This window comes from Pseudomonas sp. HP_08, assembly GCF_055284095.1.
Genome location: NZ_JBTOQC010000001.1, coordinates 1 through 14,489 on the forward strand (window position 1 = coordinate 1; position 14,489 = coordinate 14,489).

Genomic DNA, 14,489 nt, shown 5'->3' on the forward strand with positions numbered 1-14,489 from the left:
CCGGGTCGGCTCCGTCCCGCGGGCGCCGGGGGGCCGCTGTTTTGGGCCCCGCGGTCCCGCCCCCCCACCCCGGGGGGGCCCCCCCGCCCCCCCCGCCCCCCCCCAAGCCGCCGATCCCGATCAATGGGTGACGCGGCTGGTGCCATTGACCGTCATGACGCGAACGCGGTCGCCCACACGGAAGATCTCGTTCTCTTCGACCTGTTGCACGTAGGCGCGCATGCCGCCGTCGTCTTCGCGGACCGTGATTTCCACGCCTTGGGTGCGAGTCAGGCCTTCTTCGGTCATCGAGCCGAGCAAGCCACCGGCTACCGCACCGATCACTGCCGCCACGACGCTGCCGCGACCGCCGCCGATGGCGCTGCCGCCGACACCACCGACCACTGCACCGGCGCCTGCGCCGATCGGGGTCTTGGTGCCTTCGATCTTGACCGGACGCAGCGACTCTACAGTGCCCAGGCGTACCGTTTGCACCGCACGCGCCTCACTGCGCGAGTAAGAGTCACCGGTCAGGTTTGAAGTACAACCGCCCAGGGTCAGAGCCATGGCGGTGAATGAAGCAACCAGCAGTGCAGACTTGCGCATAAGGGTATCTCCAGAAGAACCAGTCACCATTAGACCCCCGACCGGCAGGGCCCGTCACGGTGCTCGCTCGTGCATATCAAATTCATTCAGGCGTCATACAGCACACGCCCACGCACAGCGTATGACGGCTGCGCAGATGAATAATTCACACGTTTTGAGTCGCCTGTCAGGGCGCCAGCCGCTCGCGAGTCCAGGCATCGTTGTGCAAACGATAGTTCAAACGGTCGTGCAGCCGGCTTGGTCGCCCCTGCCAGAATTCGATACGGTCGGGCACCAGACGGTAGCCGCCCCAATGCGCCGGGCAATGCGGCAAGGTGTCGAGAAAACGCTGCTCGGTGTCGTGCAGCAAGCCTTGCAGTTGCTCGCGATCGGCAATCACCTGGCTCTGTGGCGAAGCCCAGGCACCGAGGCGGCTGCCCAAGGGGCGCACCTGATAATAGGCATCGGACTCTTGCGGGCTGACCTTGACCACCCGCCCTTCGATACGCACCTGACGCTCCAGAGTCGGCCAGAAAAAGGTCATGGCGGCAAACGGCTGCGCCGCCAGTTGCTGGCCCTTGGCGCTGTCGTAGTTGGTAAAGAAGGTGAAACCCTGACTGTCCAGTGCCTTGAGCAGCAGCACGCGACAATGCGGACGACCGTCGGCATCCACTGTGGCCAGTGTCATCGCGTTGGCTTCCACCGGCGCCTGTTCGGTCTTGACCGCCTCGGCGAACCATTGATGAAACAGGGCAAAGGGCTCACCCGGAGCCTGGGCTTCGGTCAGGCCATCACGGGCATAGTCGCGGCGCATATCGGCCAGGGAGGAAGTCATGGGGCAAGGTTCCTTCGAAGCAATCCAAAGCCGGCAGTTAAGCACAACCGCCTGGCAGCGGGTAGTTCGAACGCAGACAGCCCAGGCCCGCGGCCCTCATGTCGAGGGGGCGGGACCTGGGCTGTCTGTCAGCTAGAAAGAGGGCTCAGCCGGATGGCCGGGCTCAGTTACTGGCCTGGGTGTCGGTTTTCTTGGCGGTATCAGTTTTCTTGGCGGTGTCTTTCTTGGCCGGTGCTGCTGCCTTTTTGGCAGGTGCAGCCGCTTTCTTGGCCGTTGTTGCCTTTTTCGCGGTTTCTTTCTTGGCAGGTGCGGCTGCTTTTTTGGCTGCCGGTGCCGGGGCTACGGGCTTGACGTCCTGCACGGCCACCAGGGTCGGTGCGACCGCTGGCACTTCGTAGCGGCTCATCAGGGCGCGCATGGTGTCTTGCGGGGTCAGCAGGATTTCGACGCGGCGGTTAAGCGCACGGCCCTGCGGGCTGTCGTTGGCGGCACGTGGCATCACGGAGCCCATGCCACGGTTGCTCAGGCGGTTACGCTCCAGGCCACTGAGGCGGAAGATCGCAGAGATCGACTGTGCACGTTCCTGGCTGATTTTCTGGTTGACCGCTGCTGCACCGGTGGTGTCGGCATGGCCCAGGATCAGAACGGCGGTTTTCGGGTCGGCTTCGACCGCCTTGGCAAGACGGGTGATCGGCCCCAGGCTCACCGGCAGCAACATGGCCGGACGATCAGGGTTGAACGAGCTGTCGACAGGCGCCGTAACGATCAGCAGGTCTTCGCGACGCTCGACCTGAAAGCTGCTGTCCTTGATTGCCAGACGCACGCGCGGCTCGTACTCGTCGAGCCAGGCCTGGGTAATCTTCGGATCCGGCATCGGCAGGACCTTGGCTTCTTGCGGCTTCTCGGCGCTGTCGCTGTTGCCGAACGGCCACCACCACTTGCTGTCGGTTTCAGACTTGGCCACCAGCGCCGGCGCTGGCTTGGCGGCAGGCTTGACCTCAGGCTTTTGCGCAACTTTTTCAGCTGCGTCCTGTGGCTTGGCGTCAGCCGATGCCTCAGAACTGAATGGCCAGTACCAGGGGCCTGCTGTACTGGCGGATCCGGATTCGGTTTTAGGCGTTTGAGCACAGCCGGTAACAGCGATGCACAGGGCAAGAACGAGGTATTTATTCGAGGACATGGCAGACCTACAGCAAAAATTGATCAGACAGAGGGACGCAGGAGCGTCCATATAACACGCAACGGGACCGCGTTGGAAAAAGAAACCGTCCTACGGTTCAGGTTCGGCCACATTAACTGACAGTCGGTATTTAACAAGCACTTATACGCGATTGTTATTGCAAAGACTCACGCAGGACCGCTATCAGCTTTTGCGCCCTGGGATCCATCAGTACATAAGGGCCCAGCGTGTTGGTGACGAAGCCGAAGGCGACGTCGTAATCGGGGTCGGCAAAGCCCACCGAACCGCCCGCCCCCGGATGACCGAAAGCACGCGGCCCCAGGCCGTAGGTGGCATTGGCCACGGTGGGTTGGTCGAGCATGCAGCCCAGGCCAAAGCGGGTCGAGGTCAACAGGGTACGGTCCTGGCCGAGACTGTGTTCACGGGTCAGCTCGTTGAGCATGTCCGATTCGAGCAGGCTGCCGTCGAGCAAGCCGCTATAAAAGCCCGCCAGACTGCGCGCATTGCCATGGCCATTGGCGGCCGGTTGCTGGAAGCGGCGCCATTCGGGTTTGTTGGTGCTGGTCAGGATCGACGGCGGGTTGGTGAAGGCACGCGCGGTGATGGACTCAGGCTCGCGCATGGTCGCGTGGAGCAGACGCTGGGCGGCTTCGTCACCGGTATTGCCCTTGCCACGGGCGATGTGCGCCACCCGGTGAAACTCTTCATCGGCCAGGCCAATATGAAAATCCAGCCCCAGCGGCCGCGCGACGCGCGCCACGATTGCATCGCCCGGCTGACGACCGTCGGCGCGGCGCAGCATCTCGCCCACCAGCCAGCCATAGGTGATCGCGGCGTAGCCATGGCCTTGGCCAGGCGTCCACCATGGTGTCTCGGCGGCAAGGGCGGCGGTCATGGTTTGCCATTGATACAGCGCCTCGGCGGGCAGGCTGTCACGCAGCGCCGGCAGACCGGCCTGGTGGCACAGCAACTGGCGCAAGGTGATCGAGCCTTTGCCGGCAGCGGCAAACTCCGGCCAGAGCCGCGCCACCGGTTCGTCGAGGTTGAGCTTGCCCTCATCGACCAGTTGCAGGGCGGCGACCGCCGCAAAGGGTTTGGTGCAGGAAAACAGGTTGGCGATGGTATCGCTGTGCCAGACCTCGCTGCCGTGCTGATCGGCGGTGCCGGCCCACAGGTCGAGCACGGTCTGGCCACCGACCTGGATGCACAAGGCCGCGCCGCGCTCCTGAGGATCGTCGAACAATGCCGCAAACGCCTCGCGAACGGCTTCGAATTCAAGCTCGAAATGACCCTGGATCTGCAACGACTGGCTCCTGGTTGAATACTGAATAACGGGGCTGCATTGTTCCAGCCTTCACAGGCTTTGTGAACCTCAGGAAATCTCGCGATGAAACGGCGGCAGCGCATTGAGAATCGCCTTGCCATAACGCTGGGTCACCACGCGCCGGTCGAGCAAGGTGATCGTGCCGCGGTCAGCTTCGGTACGCAGCAGCCGACCGCAGGCCTGGATCAGGCGCAACGAGGCGTCGGGCACGGCGATTTCCATGAACGGGTTGCCGCCACGGGCTTCGATCCATTCCGCCAGCGCCGCTTCGACCGGATCGTCCGGCACCGCAAACGGAATCTTGGCGATCACCACATGCTCGCAATAGGCGCCCGGCAAGTCGACGCCTTCGGCAAAGCTGGCCAGGCCGAACAGCACGCTGGACTCGCCGCTGTCGACCCGCGCCTTGTGCTTGTTCAGCGTCTCTTGCTTGGACAGGTTGCCCTGGATGAACACCTGCTTGCGCCAGTCGCGCTCCAGGCCGTCGAACACGTCCTGCATTTGCCGGCGCGAAGAAAACAGCACCAGGCTGCCGCGTGAACCTTCGACCAGGCCAGGCAAGTCACGAATGATCGCCGCCGTGTGCGCCGGCGCATCCCGAGGGTCGGCCTTGAGGTCCGGTACGCGCAGCACGCCGGCGTCGGCATGGTGGAACGGGCTGGGCACTACAGCGGTGACGGCATCGCGCGGCAAGCCTGCACGCATGCGATAGCGGTCGAATTTGCCGAGCGCGGTCAGGGTTGCCGAGGTCACCAGGGCTGCATAAGCGACGTTCCACAGGTTACGTCGCAGCATCTCGGCGGCCAGGATCGGACTGGCGTTGACTTCGATGTCGAACAGCGCACCGCTGTCGGCCAGGGTCAGCCAGCGCGCCATGGGCGGGTTGTCTTCGGGGTCTTCGGCGGTGAAGGCGGTCCACAGTTCCCAGTTGCCCTGGGCACGGGCCAGCAGGCTGCCGAACAGCGGGTACCACTCTTCAGCCTGATGGCTGGCGATGCCGATGCTCACCTCGCCGTCCATGCCTTCTTTAAGCAGGTCGGTCAGGCGCGTGAACAGGTCGTTGAGGCGTGAAAAGCCTTTCTTGAGTTCGATGCCGATGTCACGAATGTGCTCCGGGATCACTCCACCGATAAAACGATGGCGCGGCCGCTCGCGGCCTTCCATGTCTTCACCGGCTCGGAAGTCGGCCAGTTGCTCGCAGGCCGCAAACATGAACTGCTGGTGGTTCTTGATCTCGCGGGCCAGTTCCGGCACCTGTTCGATCAGGCGGCCCAGGTCGCCGGGCAGCGTGTGCTGGGCCAGCAGCTTGGTGAGATTCTTGGCGGTCTGTTCCAGCCAGTCGGCGGTGGAACGCAGCCGTGTGTAGTGGGCGAAGTGACCAATGGCCTTGTCCGGCAAGTGATGGCCTTCGTCGAAGACATACATGGTGTCGCGCGGGTCGGGCAGCACCGCACCGCCGCCCAGCGCCAGGTCGGCCAGCACCATGTCGTGGTTGGTGACGATCACATCGACCTTGCCCATGCCTTCGCGGGCCTTGTAGAAGGCGCACTGCTGAAAGTTGGGGCAATGGCGGGTGGTGCACTGGCTGTGGTCGGTAGTCAGCCGGGCCCAGGTCTGGTCTTCCAGCTCCTGGGGCCAGCTGTCGCGGTCGCCGTCCCATTTGTTGCCGGCCAGTTTCTGCAACATGCTGTGAAACAGCTTCTGGCTGACCTCATCGACTTCGATCTTGAAGCCTTCTTCTTCGAAAAGCTGCGCAGTGGCGTTGGTCTGGTCGCCCTCCTGCAGCAGCACATCGAGCTTGGACAGGCACATGTAGCGCCCGCGTCCCTTGGCCAGGGCGAAGCTGAAGTTCAGGCCGCTGTTGCGCATCAGATCGGGCAAATCCTTGTAGACGATCTGCTCTTGCAGGGCCACGGTCGCGGTGGCGATGACCAGCCGCTTGCCCGCCGCCTTCGCCGCCGGAATCGAAGCGATGGCATAGGCCACGGTCTTGCCGGTACCGGTGCCCGCCTCTACCGCGACCACGGCAGGGTCGCCCACGCGCCGGCCTTCGTCGTCGGTTTTTACATCACCCAGCACCTTGGCCACCTCGGCGATCATCAGGCGCTGGCCATAACGTGGCTTGAGGCTTTTGGCTTCCAGAAAACGCGAGTAGGCGCCCTGGATCTGGGATTTGAGTTCTGTGGTGATCATTGGCTCGGTTCAGACGCAGCCCTAAAAGGCTGGATAAATTTTCAGTGTTTGCGAGTGGGCGCTATCATAGCGCGCTATGTTCAATCGCGCAGAACGCGCATTGGTAAAAAACATTACAGCCGACCGAACGGTATCCCTGGAGTTGCGAATGACCGCTTTTGCCTCTGTCTACACCCTGCACGTTCTGGCCGCGCTGGTCTGGGTGGGCGGCATGTTTTTCGCCTGGATGATTTTACGCCCGGCCATCATCGCCGCCCTGCCGGGCCCGCAACGCCTGCAGTTGTGGGTCGACGTGTTCCCGCGCTTTTTCGTCTGGGTCTGGGCCGCGGTGGTGGTATTGCCGGTCAGCGGGGTCGGCATGGTCCACCTCACCTACCCAAGCCTTGAACTGGCGCCGCGCTATGTGCAGGCGATGATGGGCCTGTATGTGGTCATGGTCGCGCTGTTTCTGCGCATTCATTCGTTACAGTTGCCGGAGCTGCAAAAAGCCGTGCAAGCCCAGCAATGGGCCGAAGGCGCGGCGGTACTGGGGCGTATCCGCAGGCTGGTGGGCATCAACCTGCTGATCGGCCTGGCGGTGGTCGCCATTGCCGCCGCCCGCCCAGGGTTTTAAAACCGCTGCACATTCACCGTGCCCGCCGGCCCCGCTACGCCAGCCTGGCCGGCCTGACCCGACTCGCCGGCCTTGCCACCGTCGGCGCGGTAGACGATGCAGCCTTTGGAATCGCCGCCCTTGCCAGCCTTGCCGCCGCTACCGCCAGGTCCACCCGCGCCGCCATCGACATTGACCTTGATCCGCTCGGCGGCAAAGGCCAGTGGCAGTTCCAGGCGTACCTGGCCACCGGGTGCGCCGTTATGGCCGTTGCCACCGGCATCGCCGTTATAACCACGCCCGGCCTGCCCCCAGGTGCAGCCCGGCGCCTCGCCATTGGCGCCATCAAGGCCGACAAAGCCTGGCGCACCTGCACCGCCGCGGGCATCGACCGACAGCAGTTCGGCATCCAGTTGCTGCACACGCAAGGTCAGGGTACGCCCCGGTGTGGCGGGCTTTTGATAGGTGCCCGGCGCACCACGGGCGGTAATCTGGCTGCCGCTGCCCAGTTGCCCATGAACCACTTGCACATTCAGCGGCTGGGCGCTGGGCACGATGGCGATGCGCGCTTCATGGCCGAGCAGCAGTTGCTCGACCTTGAGTTCAGTGACGCCGCCCGGTATCAGCAAGGTGCCGTAATCAGCCACTTCCAGGCGTTCGACCTGCAAATTTGTACCATTGGCCGGCAGGCGCATCAGTGAGTTGGGTTGAACCTGAATGTTCTGGGCCATGGCCAGCGGGCTGCACAGGGCAGTAAGCAACAGCAATTTACGCATGACGGGTCTCAAGGTGACGGCGGCCGATGGCCTGGATATGAAAGATGCCGAACAGGATGATCTTGCCGCGATCGCGCCAAGGGTGCTTGCGCCCGCGCAGGCTGCCATTGAAGAACACGACTTCGAGCACATGCACGACCAGCAGCACGGCACCGGCCATGGCGATCAGCACATCGAACGGTGTCGGGGTATCCATGACCGCGTTGGTCAGCACGACAGCCCAGAACCCCAGCGTCAGCAGTTTGCCCAGCCCCCACAACAGCTTCATGTCATGCCCCTGATCGTTGTTTTGCATGCAATTACGCGCTTTTTCCAGCACGCACAGTAACGCCAAGCATAAGCACTATGCCAGCGTCGAAAAATGATTGAGTGTTTGCGCCGCACTATCGGCCTGGCCATAAAGGCCAGACCGACAAGGACAGACAGAAGGATCAGCGGTTGATCTTGATTTCCACGCGGCGGTTCTGCGCGCGGCCATCAGCGGTGCTGTTATCGGCCACAGGACGGGCCTCGCCTTCACCGCTCACCGAGACGAACGAGGTGCGCGGGATGCCCGAGCTGATCAGGTAGTCGGTCACCGAATGGGCGCGACGCTCGGAGAGTTTCTGGTTGTAGGCATCGCTGCCGACACTGTCGGTGTGACCAGTGACGCGCAGTTGCACGTTGGGTGCTTCGTTTTTCAGGCGGCTGGCGACCACGTCCAGACCATTGCGGTCGGAAGGGGTCAGGCGCGCCGAGTCGAATTCGAACAGCACTTCCTTGTTGATCACAATGACTTCTTCACTCGGCTGCGGTGCAGGCGCGACCGGGATCGGCTCCGGTGCTGGCGGCACCAGCGGGCAACCGGTGGCATCGACTGGCGTACCTTTTGGTGTGTCGGGGCACTTGTCGACGCTGTTCAGAACGCCGTCGCCATCATCGTCGCCATCGCCATGAACCCAGCAATAAGCGCCGGCCATCACGCCGACCGCGCCGCCGAGACTGGCCGCCACGGCCGCCGTCTGGAACGCCCCCACCGCCGCACCACCCAGGAAGCCGCCAGCGGCACACTTGGGCCAGTCGGTCTTCTGCAAACCGGCACAACCGGTCAATACGCTGGTTACCAGAATCAAAGGTACAGCTGTCCGAAACATGGTCATTATTCTTCACTCCCATGGGGCGGCGGTTCTGCCGCTGATGCGACGGCACTTTGCCATTGCGCTAAGGTTTGTCTGTCGTGAATTCAAGAAGGTTCACCACCCGGAGCATTTAAGTTCACGAACCGGTGATCTGCTTGCCGATTGGGGTTTGCCCCCCGTATTTGCTCAGCGGCTAAGCTGGTTGAGATAGACTGCGCAGCCGTTGTGCCGGCCTTTATGAGGATTATTGATGACCGCAGGTTTCTCCACCCGCACGCCCCAGCAAGCGCTGGCTGCCCTGCTCGACCGCTATGCCCCGCAGCGTCTGCTGCTGATCGGTGCCCATGACTTTCCGGCCCTGCAAGCCTTCCGCGAGGCACACCCAGGCACCGAAGTCGCCCTGAGCGCCCCGGGCCTGCTGCCGGCAGAGCTTGCCGCACAGCGCTTCGACCTGGCCGTGGTCATCGATTGCCTGGAGCACATCCCGCGCCGCGACGGCTTGCAGTTGCTGGGCGGCATCCGCAATCTCAACGCCAGCCGCATCGCGGTGCTGGCCGACCTGGCCGCCTGCGGCTGGCAGGAAACCGATTTCTTCTCGCTGGCCCTGCAAGCCAGCGAGCGCTTTGCCCGCGACGAACAGGTGCTGACGCTGTTCACCTACGACCTGCGCGAATACAAACAGGTGCCCGACTGGCTGAACGCGAAGTTCTGGGCCAACCCGCAAAACTTTGGCAAATACTGGTGGTGATTGAATGAGTAGTACAACTTGCCCCTGTGGTAGCGGGGATTTGTTGCTGGCCTGCTGCGACCGCTATCACACAGGCCTTGCAGCCCCGTGTGCCGAAAAACTGATGCGCTCGCGCTACAGCGCCTATGTGCTGGGGCGGGTGGATTATCTGCTGGCGACCACGCTGCCGGCGCAACAGCCCGCACTGGACCGCAACGCCATTGCTCAGTGGAGTGCGCAAAGTACCTGGCTGGGGCTTGAGGTTGAGAGCACCGAGGTGCTGGGCGGCAAGCCCGAGCACGCTTTCGTGACCTTCACCGCGCGCTGGCACGACGAAAGCGGCGAACACAGCCACCGCGAGCGCTCGGCCTTTGTGCAGAATCAGGGCCGCTGGTATTTCATCGACCCGACCGTGGCGTTCAAGGCCGGGCGCAACGACAGCTGCCCGTGCGGCAGCGAACAGAAGTTCAAGAAATGCTGCGCGGGGTATGTGTAAACCTGGCCCGACAGGGTTGTAGAGCCAGGTTCATCACATATCAGAACTCCAGCTGCGCCGAGAAAGTCACGGTGCGCGGATCACCCAGGTAGCTGCTGTTGAGCCAGTATTCCTTGTTGGTCAGGTTGCTGACGTTCATGCGCAGGGTCAGGTCGTTCTGCGAAATGTTCATGCGGTAGCGGGCACCGGCATCGAAGGTGGTGAAGGCCGGCAGGTCATAGTCGTTGGCCAGGTCGGTGTACTGCTTGCCGGTGTAGAACGCACCGCCAGTCAGCGCCAGGCCCGGCACCGGATTGAGGTCGTATTCGGCATAGACCTTGGCCAGTTGCTTGGCAACGTTGGTCGGCACATTGCCGTCGTTGGCCGCAACGCCGGTTTTCTTGACCTTCGGATCCAGCAGGGTAAAGCCACCGACCACGGTCAGTTCTGGAATCACCTTGCCGGTCACGCTGAACTCCAGACCGTTGTTTTCCTGGCGACCATCGACCACGTAGACGTTGCCACCGGTGGTGTAGCCGTTAGGCTTCTCGATGTTGAACAGCGCCAGGGTCAGCAGGGTTTCACCGACAGTGGCCTTGGCGCCGATTTCATACTGCTCGCTGACTTCGGGCGCGAACGTCTGGCCGGCGTTGACGGTGCCGCTCGGTGCCACGCCGCCGGTTTGCAGGCCCTCGATGTAGGTCACATAGGTGGTCAGCCACGGCAGCGGCTTGTAGACCAGCGAGATGTTCGGTGAGGTTTCGGTCTGGTTGTAGCGCGTCTCGGTTTCGGCGCTGCCGAAGGCCTTGGCGTACACGAACTCGTTGGCGTAGGTCTTGATCCGGGTGTTGGTCACCCCAAGGATGGTCGACCACTGTTCGTTGAAGGTGATGACATCGCCGATCAGGAAGTTGTCGGTTTCGGTGACATTGGCCAGGCGCTGGTCGCCGTGACCGATGTAATACGACGGCTTGCCGACTTGCGGCCGCTGGCTGAGCGGAATCTCACCGACCGGCGAGTTGTATTGCGCGCCACCTACGCCTGCCACATAGGGAATATGGTCCTCATACTGCCGCTGGCGCGAGGTATTGCCCTGATAACCCGCCGTCAGCTTGTGGCCGATAAAGCCGGTATCGAACGCCGCATCGACAAACAGGTAGCCGGATTTTTCTTCGGTGTCGATCGGCGCAAACGCATACAGCGGTTGCGAGTAGCTACCGGCGCTGTAGACCGTCGGACCGGTGTAGGTGTTTTCGCTGGTGTACTGCGTGGCATAGAACGCGCCGCGCAGGGTGAAGGTGTCGTCCAGGCGCCACTTGCCGCGCACGCCGGCCTTGTCGCTTTCGAAATCGGAGAAGGACCATTTCTGGCTGTACAGCTCATCGTTTTTCAGCGACGAAGCGCTCGGGCGCAGCGAGCCGTTGCCGAAGTACCAGTAGCTGCTCAGGCCGCGTTGCTCGGTTTTCTTGTGCGAGGCATCGAACTGCAGCAACAGGTCGTCGGTGACGTTCCAGTCCAGCGCCAGCGAGAGCATTTCGCGGCGACGCTTGTTCATGTCGATGGCCGTTTCGCCATCCTGGGTCAGGACGTTGACGCGGTAGGCGAGCTTGCCTTCGCTGTCGATCGGCCCGCCAAAGTCGCCGTGCAGGTAGTAGTTCTCGCCGCCGGCATTGCCGAGGGTCACGCTGTTGTAGCGCTCGTAGGTCGGGCGCTTGAGCACATAGTTGACCAGGCCGCCTGGCGAGGCCGGGCCATACAGGAAGCCGGTCAGACCGGTGATGACCTCAAGCTGCTCCTGCTCTTCCAGATAGTTGTTGCCGTCGGCACCGGTGGTGAAACGCACGCCGTCGTTGGCCACGTTCAGGTTGCCGGCACTGCTGAAGCCGCGAATGTTCACCGCACTGGCATAGCCTGCGCTGGTCGGCGAGTACATCTGGGTGAACGGGTTGTGCTTGATCACATCGTCCAGCGAGGTGGCCTGGATATTCTTGAGCAGGGCCTGAGGCATGACGCTGATCGAATACGGCGTGTCTTGCAGCTTCATGCCGCCCAGTGCGCCGACGTTGCTGACGCTCTCGCTGCGATAGCCGACCGCTTCGCTGCCTTCACGGCTGGTGGCGTTGGCGTTGATATTCACGTCGGAAAGGTTGATCGCACCCTCCTGAATGGCCATCAGGGTGTAGGTGCCAGCGCCGCTCTGTACCAGTTGCAGACCGGTGCCGCGCAATGCTTCACGCAGGGCCGACGGCGCGTCGAGCTGACCCTTGACCGGCGCGTTGCGCTTGCCGGCCACCAGTGCCGGATCAAGGCTCAGGGCCAGGCCGCCCTGGCTGGCGATCTGGTTCAGGGTGCTGGCCAGAGTGCCGGCCGGAATATCGTAGGCGCTGACACCGCCAACCTGGCTGGCGGCCATCAGCGCAGTGCTGGCCAACGGGGTGCCGAGGGCGATGGCAACGGCCAGCAAACCTGGGCGCAGGAAGGTGTCGAGAGAGCGGGACATGGGGACAACTCCGGAAAGGAATGTAAGTCGATGCCCCTCTAGCCGGACGAAAAACCCAAAGTGACAGGGCCGATTGAACTTTTTATTCAGGCGACCTGTCGTTGCGCGCGCTTCAAGTCAATTGCAGTCAGCTCAACTTGAGGTGTGAAGTGTCCGGCGGCGGGCCGGCCTGGGGCTTTTTCGCCTGGCCCATGTCACTGCCGGCCGGCGCCAGGCTCAGGCCGGTAAGGTCAAGTTGTGGGGCGCGAGGTGCAGGCTTGGGGTCCTGCATGTCGCTGCCGACCTCGGCCAGCGACAGGGCCGGGGCATCGACGCTGACAAACGCCGCCATGTACACATCGCGCGGCACCACCTGCAACCGTCCGTCGGCAGACTTGGGCTTTTTCAGCCAGTTGGGCGCATCGGGCGGCGGCGCCAGCTCGACTTCTTCTATGTCCGGGTGCATATCCAGCATCTCGACCCGTGCGCCGGCGCGCTCCAGGGTCGAACGATATTTTTCCGCCGCCAGCGCATCGAGGTTGTTCTTGAGCACCAGCCGGCGCCCGGAAAACAGCAGCGCCATGCGCTGGGCATCGGCCTGGAACAATCGGGCCAGATTGGCTTTGACTTGCGCAGGCTCGGCGCCGTCGACCACCTGGCCGCTGAAGACAATTTCGTAAAGGGTCATCGTGGGCACTCTTGCAGCATGTGCCGCGAGTATGGCGCAGCGCTGATCGGGCGGACAAGCTGGCGGGCCAGGCGGTATACACTGTGCCATTAAATGCCGTGAACGGAGCCCGCCATGGCTACTCCAAGCTCCATGAACAGAACATTGTTGATCGTGATTATGCTGTGCGGGCTTGGCGGTTGCTCCAGTTGGTGGGGGGAGTCTGCCTGGCAAGAACCGCGCATACGCCTGCTCAAGGTCGAGCCGGTCAAGGTGCGCCTGTTGCAACAGGACCTGCGCCTGTATTTCGAGATCGATAACCCCAATGACGCACGCCTGCTGGTTCGCAGCCTGCGCTACAAGGTAATAATCGATGATATGCCGCTGCTCGACGATGAAGTCAGCGACTGGTTTTTCGTGTCCGGCCACAGCCACGAGATTCTCGTGGTGCCGGTGCGCACCAACCTGTGGCGCTATGCCAAACCCATTGCCCAGCGCCTCAAGCAACGCGACCGGCCGATCCCCTACCGGCTTGAAGGCAAACTCAAGACCGGGCTGCTGTTCAGGGACAGCGTGCGTATTGGCTTGAATGGCGAGATAATGCCCACCGATCAAATGATGGAGTACCCCAGATGAACCAGCCCCATGTCCATGGCCCTGATTGCAACCACGACCATGATCATGACCATCACTCGCATGACCACGGTCATGTGCATGGCCCGCACTGCAACCACGCCCCTCAGGAGCCGGTGCGCAACACCCTGAAGGATGTCGGTCGCAACGATCCTTGCCCGTGCGGCAGTGAAAAGAAATTCAAGAAGTGCCACGGCGCCTGATTCGCCCCGCTTCTGTTTGACGGCCTGCCTTGCAGGCCGTTTTCATGTGTGTAACGGCATGGAGCCCGCAATGATCGACCTGCACTACTGGATCACCCCCAACGGCCACAAGATCACCCTGTTTCTGGAAGAAGCCGGCCTGCCGTACACGATCTTCCCGGTCAATATCAGCAAGAACGAGCAGTTCAAGCCGGCGTTTCTGAGCATCGCCCCCAACAACCGGATTCCGGCCATTGTCGACCACGCGCCCGCCGATGGCGGCGAACCGATAAGCCTGTTCGAGTCCGGCGCCATCCTGCTGTACCTGGCCGAGAAGACCGGGCGCTTTATCGCTCAGGACCTGCGCGGCCGTCAGGAAACCTTGCAATGGCTGTTCTGGCAAATGGGCGGCCTGGGACCCATGGCCGGGCAGAATCACCACTTCAATCGCTTTGCCGCCGAGAAAATCCCCTACGCCATCAACCGCTACATGAGCGAAACCGCACGCTTGTACAGCGTGCTGGACAAGCGCCTGGCCGGCCGCGCGTTTGTCGCGGGCAATGAGTACAGCATCGCCGACATGGCCATTTATCCGTGGATCGCGCGGCACACCTGGCAGGACCAGAACCTTGAGGACTTCCCGAATATCAAGCGCTGGTACGACAGCATCACCGGGCGTGAAGCGACGCAGCGGGCGTATGCACTGGTGGACACGTTCGATCCGCCAAAAACCTGATTCATTCA

Annotated in this window: 16 protein-coding genes; 6 read left to right on the top strand and 10 right to left on the bottom strand. The window is 62.5% G+C overall.

The window, feature by feature from the left end; translation table 11 throughout:
• Nucleotides 1-120 precede the first annotated feature (120 nt).
• The 5 genes from ACYAS9_RS00005 to dinG all read right to left on the bottom strand — a co-directional run bounded on the left by ACYAS9_RS00005 (nucleotide 121) and on the right by dinG (nucleotide 6,096).
• A complete protein-coding gene (locus ACYAS9_RS00005; RefSeq protein WP_056834771.1) occupies nucleotides 121-585 on the bottom strand; it encodes an outer membrane lipoprotein in 465 nt (154 codons plus the stop codon).
• A 166-nt stretch (nucleotides 586-751) separates the two neighbouring features.
• Nucleotides 752-1,399 carry a pyridoxamine 5'-phosphate oxidase gene (pdxH, locus tag ACYAS9_RS00010; protein ID WP_463566292.1) on the bottom strand — a complete coding sequence of 216 codons (648 nt, stop codon included), beginning with the start codon at nucleotides 1,397-1,399 and terminating at the stop codon, nucleotides 752-754.
• 163 nt (nucleotides 1,400-1,562) lie between these two features.
• Nucleotides 1,563-2,579, bottom strand: coding sequence for an OmpA family protein (locus tag ACYAS9_RS00015; RefSeq protein ID WP_463566293.1), 1,017 nt, complete (start codon nucleotides 2,577-2,579; stop codon nucleotides 1,563-1,565).
• A gap of 154 nt (nucleotides 2,580-2,733) precedes the next feature.
• Nucleotides 2,734-3,882: a serine hydrolase domain-containing protein gene (locus ACYAS9_RS00020; RefSeq protein WP_463566294.1), complete on the bottom strand. Its 1,149-nt coding sequence runs from the start codon at nucleotides 3,880-3,882 to the stop codon at nucleotides 2,734-2,736.
• A 69-nt stretch (nucleotides 3,883-3,951) separates the two neighbouring features.
• Nucleotides 3,952-6,096, bottom strand: a complete 2,145-nt coding sequence (gene dinG, locus ACYAS9_RS00025; protein ID WP_463566295.1) for an ATP-dependent DNA helicase DinG — start codon at nucleotides 6,094-6,096, stop codon at nucleotides 3,952-3,954.
• Between the two features lie 148 nt (nucleotides 6,097-6,244).
• Between dinG and ACYAS9_RS00030 the strand changes: the two genes are divergently transcribed.
• Nucleotides 6,245-6,709: a CopD family protein gene (locus ACYAS9_RS00030; RefSeq protein WP_463566296.1), complete on the top strand. Its 465-nt coding sequence runs from the start codon at nucleotides 6,245-6,247 to the stop codon at nucleotides 6,707-6,709.
• Here the strand turns inward: ACYAS9_RS00030 and ACYAS9_RS00035 are convergent.
• The 3 genes from ACYAS9_RS00035 to ACYAS9_RS00045 all read right to left on the bottom strand — a co-directional run bounded on the left by ACYAS9_RS00035 (nucleotide 6,706) and on the right by ACYAS9_RS00045 (nucleotide 8,603).
• On the bottom strand, nucleotides 6,706-7,464 hold the full coding sequence (locus ACYAS9_RS00035; RefSeq protein ID WP_463566297.1) for a collagen-like protein: 759 nt from the start codon (nucleotides 7,462-7,464) through the stop codon (nucleotides 6,706-6,708). The genes ACYAS9_RS00030 and ACYAS9_RS00035 overlap by 4 nt on opposite strands.
• Nucleotides 7,457-7,732 carry a DUF1145 domain-containing protein gene (locus ACYAS9_RS00040; protein WP_463566816.1) on the bottom strand — a complete coding sequence of 92 codons (276 nt, stop codon included), beginning with the start codon at nucleotides 7,730-7,732 and terminating at the stop codon, nucleotides 7,457-7,459. Before ACYAS9_RS00040 ends, ACYAS9_RS00035 begins: the two co-directional genes overlap by 8 nt.
• 163 nt (nucleotides 7,733-7,895) lie before the next feature.
• Nucleotides 7,896-8,603, bottom strand: a complete 708-nt coding sequence (locus ACYAS9_RS00045; RefSeq protein WP_463566298.1) for an OmpA family protein — start codon at nucleotides 8,601-8,603, stop codon at nucleotides 7,896-7,898.
• A 229-nt stretch (nucleotides 8,604-8,832) separates the two neighbouring features.
• Between ACYAS9_RS00045 and ACYAS9_RS00050 the strand changes: the two genes are divergently transcribed.
• Both ACYAS9_RS00050 and ACYAS9_RS00055 read left to right on the top strand, forming a co-directional pair.
• Nucleotides 8,833-9,330 carry a DUF6231 family protein gene (locus tag ACYAS9_RS00050; RefSeq protein WP_463566299.1) on the top strand — a complete coding sequence of 166 codons (498 nt, stop codon included), beginning with the start codon at nucleotides 8,833-8,835 and terminating at the stop codon, nucleotides 9,328-9,330.
• A 4-nt stretch (nucleotides 9,331-9,334) separates the two neighbouring features.
• On the top strand, nucleotides 9,335-9,805 hold the full coding sequence (locus ACYAS9_RS00055; protein ID WP_463566300.1) for a YchJ family protein: 471 nt from the start codon (nucleotides 9,335-9,337) through the stop codon (nucleotides 9,803-9,805).
• Nucleotides 9,806-9,845: 40 nt separating this feature from the next.
• On the opposite strand, the gene ACYAS9_RS00060 is transcribed toward ACYAS9_RS00055, so the two are convergent.
• Nucleotides 9,846-12,284, bottom strand: coding sequence for a TonB-dependent siderophore receptor (locus tag ACYAS9_RS00060; RefSeq protein WP_463566301.1), 2,439 nt, complete (start codon nucleotides 12,282-12,284; stop codon nucleotides 9,846-9,848).
• 127 nt (nucleotides 12,285-12,411) lie between these two features.
• Nucleotides 12,412-12,951 (bottom strand): hypothetical protein, encoded by a 540-nt coding sequence (locus ACYAS9_RS00065; RefSeq protein ID WP_463566302.1) that lies wholly within the window; start codon nucleotides 12,949-12,951, stop codon nucleotides 12,412-12,414.
• Between the two features lie 114 nt (nucleotides 12,952-13,065).
• On the opposite strand from ACYAS9_RS00065, the gene ACYAS9_RS00070 reads away from it, so the two are divergent.
• From ACYAS9_RS00070 to ACYAS9_RS00080, 3 genes are all read left to right on the top strand, one after another.
• Nucleotides 13,066-13,566 (top strand): LEA/WHy family protein, encoded by a 501-nt coding sequence (locus ACYAS9_RS00070; protein ID WP_463566303.1) that lies wholly within the window; start codon nucleotides 13,066-13,068, stop codon nucleotides 13,564-13,566.
• Nucleotides 13,563-13,766, top strand: a complete 204-nt coding sequence (locus tag ACYAS9_RS00075) for an SEC-C metal-binding domain-containing protein (RefSeq protein ID WP_463566304.1) — start codon at nucleotides 13,563-13,565, stop codon at nucleotides 13,764-13,766. Before ACYAS9_RS00070 ends, ACYAS9_RS00075 begins: the two co-directional genes overlap by 4 nt.
• Nucleotides 13,767-13,836: 70 nt before the next feature.
• Complete coding sequence (locus ACYAS9_RS00080) at nucleotides 13,837-14,481, top strand: glutathione binding-like protein (protein WP_463566305.1); 645 nt, start codon at nucleotides 13,837-13,839, stop codon at nucleotides 14,479-14,481.
• The last annotated feature ends 8 nt before the right edge of the window (nucleotides 14,482-14,489 follow it).